Genomic DNA, 4,047 nt, shown 5'->3' with positions numbered 1-4,047 from the left:
TAATACTAGACCAAACCAAAAGAAGTCAAGCGGTATCCTTAACAAGGGAACAGTCAAACTAGGAGCCGTGTGAGGCGAAAGTCTCACGCACGGTTCTGAATGGGAGGGGAGGTCGGTGACGACCTTCTCGACCCCTAATGGAGTAAAGAGCATGACTACCTATCAAGATGTTCGCCGGCAAGTTGAGAATCTCACCCCAGACGAGCAACTTCGCTTGTTAAAAGAGTTAGCTGTAATGGTTCGTCGCCCTATGCTTGTTAAGCCCAAGCATAGCATTATGGAACTAGAAGGACTAGGAAAAGAAATCTGGAATGGACTTGATGCTCAAGAGTACGTTAATCAGGAACGTGCCTCATGGAATGGCTGATGCAACTACAAGGTCAAGTTGTGGGTTTGGATACCGCGCCACTCATTTACCTGATGGAGCAAAATCAGGCATATTTAGGGCTTGTGCGTGCCTTTTTTGGGGCGCTAAGTCGAGGCGAGTTTCAAGTTGTTACCTCTACGTTGACGCTGACAGAAGTTTTGGTGCATCCATTACGCTCAGGCAATGTAGAACTTGCCTGCCAGTATCGTGATATTCTTCTCGATCAAGAAAACTTAATTACAGTACCTATTTCTGTTGAGATTGCCGAAGTTGCCGCCCAGTTAAGAGCAAGACAAAACTTGCGAACTCCAGACGCAATCCAGATTGCCACTGCTATGGGAGAAGGTGCTATGTTTTTCTTGACCAATGATGCCCGTTTAGCTGCTGTCCCAGATTTAAAAGTTTTGGTTTTGGATGCTCTGTAACAGTACACCAATCTGGTAGAGTTCGTTCCTTAAACATTGATTCAAGCAAATGATAATAAGCTAAAAACATCTATGCACAGCGACGGACGGGAGTGCAAGTGCCGTCGAATAATTGTAAATTTTTGTTACGAAGTGCAGTCAGATTGAAGAATTAGTGATAGGGTCGCTGAAAAGTTCTTTGTATCTCAGCTGATTGTCAGTAATCCACAAAACGGGGTGATATGCCGAAAGTTTCCCCATATCCTTAATCCTTACTCTGGTTATTCGGAAAGTTTCTGTATAATCAATGGTTAGCTGGCCTCGTAATATCACGATGTATCTGATTAGGAGCGATATTATGCGACTTAGTGAAAATTTTTTACAGCCAGCATTGTCAGATGATTTTTACTGGCTCAACGAGCCGACGCATTATCGTTTGGGTAATGGCTTGGAAATTTCTACAGATGGAAAAACTGATTTTTGGCAAAACACGCACTATGGTTTTCAAAGAGATGATGGGCATTGCTTATTGATGCGACAAGTTGGGGATTTTTCCCTAATGACCCAAGTAGAATTTCAGCCTCGGGAAAAATATGATCAATGTGGCCTAATGGTGCGGATTGACAGTCGGAATTGGATAAAAGTTTCCACGGAATATGAAAGCGAACAAGCTAGTCGGCTTGGTTCTGTGGTGACCAATTTCGGATATTCTGATTGGGCAACGCAAGACATTTCTTCAGAATACCGCGAAATGTGGTATCGCATCAGTAAACGGGGGAGCGATTTTCTGCTAGAGAATTCTTATGATGGGCAGGCTTGGCTGCAAATGCGGATCACACACTTACACAAGATAGCCGACGATTGCCAAATCGGAGTGTATGCCTGCAGCCCAATAGGCAAAGCGTTTCGCTGTTGTTTCAAAACCTTGGAAATCTCAGACAATCAGTGGCTGGCAATACCAGAAGCCAGCTAATAACTGTATGCACCCGACTGGCACTTATGCGCCTTAACGCCTGGCTTGTTGTGGTTCACGGCTTGTCTGTCTTATGCTAGAGTTTCATAATTACCCAAAGCTAATGAGGCAAAAAATAATGACGGACAAAAATAAGCCAGAAGAAGTTCAAGAGGCAATGATTTCAGTGGGAGTGGGTACAGCGATTGGAGCTAGTGCATCGGCAGTGGTTGGGGGTATGGGACTTGCTGTAGGAGGAACTGCTCTAGGCGTCGGCATGGCTCCAGTAGCAGCAGCAGGAGCAGTGGTCGGCACGGCAGTTTACGGAACCAAAAAAGCAATAGAAGAACAAGACGCAACTGCAATTGGAGCAGCAGCAATTGGTGCGGGTGCTGGAGCCGGTATATCAGCATTGGTTGGGGGTATGGGATTAGCAGTAGGGGGGACGGCAGTTGCAGTTACAATGGCTCCCGTAGCGGCAGTAGGAGCAGTAATTGGTTTGGCTGGGTATGGTATCTCTAAATTATTCACTGAGTAAGTAATGGCTAAACGGAAAAGACAGTCCCCCAATGCTGCTCAAAAATTAGTAAGAGGAGCAATTCGGGATTTTATTAATCAGCTTAATGGCATAGTTATTGAGCCTGAGATAAATTCTCCTGTAAAGGGTACAGAGGCTTGGTATCGGGACAAACTGGCTGGGGAATTAGGAGGAAAAACCGAGGTTTACATTGATAAGGTAGGTAGAATAGATGTCTTAACTAATACTGAAATAATTGAAGTTAAAAATACAAAAGGCTGGAAATCAGCGATCGGGCAAATAAAGAGTTATGGACAGTATTATCCCAAGCATAAAATGAGAGTTCACCTATTTGGGAAATTGACTGAGAGTAAACTAGAAACTATTCAGAGAGTATGTAAACTAGAAGGTATAACTCTAACTTGGGAATAGTATGATCGCTGCTCTGGTAGGGTGCGTTCCCTGATGCGGGTCCTACCGCTGCAGCGATCGATTTTCAGGAAACCCAACATCCTTACCTGTGACTATGAAAGGGTATAATAAGTTTACTTAAGGTCATCAAAGAGGTAACAAAACCTTAATGGAAAGTCGTATCCATATCAATCCAGATATTTGTAATGGAAGACCTGTTATAGCTGGAACCCGAATTCCTGTGCAAACAGTTATGGAATTTTTGGGAGCAGGGGATTCTATTGAAGAAGTCCTTGAAGAATATCCTTCTCTGAATCGAGAAGATATTTATGCCTGTAGGCAATTTGCAGCAAGATTGATGGCGAATCACTATGAAGTCAGAAAAATTGCATGAATGGTTTTTTCTTCGATGAAAATTTACCAGCTAAAATCCTCTTCACTCCATCTTTACCGATCATTTTTAGGGAGAAGTCCAAGTGATACGGAAATTTGGCAATATGCAAAGGATAAAAAACTGGTTATTGTTACGAAAGATACAGACTTTTCCGATCAACTAATGCTTAATTTTTTTTGCACCTAAAGTAGTACATCTCCGTTTTGGCAATATACGAAAACGAGAATTTCATCAGTTTTTAGCTCGTATTTGGCCAGAAGTTGAAGCTTTGGTTATTGAACATAAATTAGTTAATGTCTATTTAGATAGAATTGAAGCATTTAGATAATTTTTCCTAACATTCATTGCGATATCGCTAAGGTGGGTAATGCCTGCCTTACTCTAGGGAAAGTCCAGTAATAATATCTTCTGGGGGAATCCCAGCCTGAATTAAAGTGGTTGTTAATCCTTCTTCAAGATTATCATCTTCAATGACAATTTTATTTTTCAATAAACGAGCGTGAAATAAAATTGTATTAATCCACGCTTCTTTTTCCCAACCAGTCATAATTATTAAAAAGTTGCCTGATTCTGGATCACAAACTGGGGTAATTTTAAGGGTTTGTAATCGAGGTTGCATCGCCGATTCTTTTCTGATAACTTGAGTCAGAATATCGGCATAATTTACTGTGTTATCCATTCGCAAATTATCTCCTTTTGAGGATTATAAATAATTAAATTGATTCTATTACGTTTAATAACCAGTTGGAAAATAGCTTTTTTGAAGTGTTTTAAATAAACCGCTTGACTAATGCCCAAAAAAAGTTTTCTTGGTTCTTCGTTACCTGGTATGGTTCGATAGGGGGGCATAAATCGACTAAATCCTTATCTGGCAAGAGACTTAATTGATTAGTTCGCTCTAGATCAAAAATAATTGACAAAAATCGCCAAATGCTTTTCTATATAAGGGTTCCATCCCTTATAACCCCCCTCCATTGCATAACACAAACCGAAGAGCCAAAA

General features: G+C 41.4%; 8 protein-coding genes and 1 pseudogene. 7 read left to right on the top strand and 2 right to left on the bottom strand.

The window, feature by feature from the left end; translation table 11 throughout:
- Positions 1 to 115: 115 nt before the first annotated feature.
- The 7 genes from O9295_RS25505 (at position 116) to O9295_RS25475 (ending at position 3,231) form a co-directional block, all read left to right on the top strand.
- Complete coding sequence (locus O9295_RS25505; RefSeq protein WP_288036094.1) at positions 116 to 367, top strand: hypothetical protein; 252 nt, start codon at positions 116 to 118, stop codon at positions 365 to 367.
- On the top strand, positions 355 to 792 hold the full coding sequence (locus O9295_RS25500) for a type II toxin-antitoxin system VapC family toxin (RefSeq protein ID WP_271935328.1): 438 nt from the start codon (positions 355 to 357) through the stop codon (positions 790 to 792). Before O9295_RS25505 ends, O9295_RS25500 begins: the two co-directional genes overlap by 13 nt.
- Positions 793 to 1,129: 337 nt before the next feature.
- A complete protein-coding gene (locus O9295_RS25495) occupies positions 1,130 to 1,744 on the top strand; it encodes a DUF1349 domain-containing protein (protein WP_288036093.1) in 615 nt (204 codons plus the stop codon).
- 118 nt (positions 1,745 to 1,862) lie between these two features.
- Positions 1,863 to 2,261 (top strand): hypothetical protein, encoded by a 399-nt coding sequence (locus O9295_RS25490; protein ID WP_002746868.1) that lies wholly within the window; start codon positions 1,863 to 1,865, stop codon positions 2,259 to 2,261.
- A 3-nt stretch (positions 2,262 to 2,264) separates the two neighbouring features.
- Positions 2,265 to 2,672, top strand: coding sequence for a hypothetical protein (locus tag O9295_RS25485; RefSeq protein WP_288036092.1), 408 nt, complete (start codon positions 2,265 to 2,267; stop codon positions 2,670 to 2,672).
- Between the two features lie 148 nt (positions 2,673 to 2,820).
- Complete coding sequence (locus O9295_RS25480; protein WP_288036090.1) at positions 2,821 to 3,045, top strand: DUF433 domain-containing protein; 225 nt, start codon at positions 2,821 to 2,823, stop codon at positions 3,043 to 3,045.
- Positions 3,046 to 3,231 carry a DUF5615 family PIN-like protein gene (locus O9295_RS25475; RefSeq protein ID WP_308417902.1) on the top strand — a complete coding sequence of 62 codons (186 nt, stop codon included), beginning with the start codon at positions 3,046 to 3,048 and terminating at the stop codon, positions 3,229 to 3,231. It abuts the gene before it with no gap.
- Positions 3,232 to 3,421: 190 nt separating this feature from the next.
- On the opposite strand, the gene O9295_RS25470 is transcribed toward O9295_RS25475, so the two are convergent.
- Both O9295_RS25470 and O9295_RS25465 read right to left on the bottom strand, forming a co-directional pair.
- Entirely contained in the window at positions 3,422 to 3,724 is a 303-nt protein-coding gene (locus tag O9295_RS25470; protein ID WP_002734790.1) for an element excision factor XisI family protein, read from the bottom strand.
- A pseudogene (locus O9295_RS25465) lies at positions 3,709 to 3,864 on the bottom strand (element excision factor XisH family protein); the annotation flags it as partial. The pseudogene O9295_RS25465 and the gene O9295_RS25470, both read right to left, overlap by 16 nt.
- Positions 3,865 to 4,047 lie beyond the last annotated feature (183 nt).

This window comes from Microcystis sp. LE18-22.4A (genome assembly GCF_027531105.1).
Taxonomy (GTDB): Bacteria; Cyanobacteriota; Cyanobacteriia; order Cyanobacteriales; family Microcystaceae; genus Microcystis; species Microcystis aeruginosa.
The sequence above is the reverse complement of the archived record's forward strand: the minus strand, read 5'-3'. Positions and strand labels throughout refer to the sequence as shown.

Excerpts from the sequence above, each read along its gene's own strand:
- O9295_RS25500 (WP_271935328.1), top strand. The coding sequence starts at position 355 with ATGGAATGGCTGATGCAACTACAAGGTCAAGTTGTGGGTTTGGATACC.
- O9295_RS25495 (WP_288036093.1), top strand. The coding sequence starts at position 1,130 with ATGCGACTTAGTGAAAATTTTTTACAGCCAGCATTGTCAGATGATTTT.
- O9295_RS25490 (WP_002746868.1), top strand. The coding sequence starts at position 1,863 with ATGACGGACAAAAATAAGCCAGAAGAAGTTCAAGAGGCAATGATTTCA.
- O9295_RS25485 (WP_288036092.1), top strand. The coding sequence starts at position 2,265 with ATGGCTAAACGGAAAAGACAGTCCCCCAATGCTGCTCAAAAATTAGTA.
- O9295_RS25480 (WP_288036090.1), top strand. The coding sequence starts at position 2,821 with ATGGAAAGTCGTATCCATATCAATCCAGATATTTGTAATGGAAGACCT.
- O9295_RS25475 (WP_308417902.1), top strand. The coding sequence starts at position 3,046 with ATGGTTTTTTCTTCGATGAAAATTTACCAGCTAAAATCCTCTTCACTC.
- O9295_RS25470 (WP_002734790.1), bottom strand. The coding sequence starts at position 3,724 with ATGGATAACACAGTAAATTATGCCGATATTCTGACTCAAGTTATCAGA.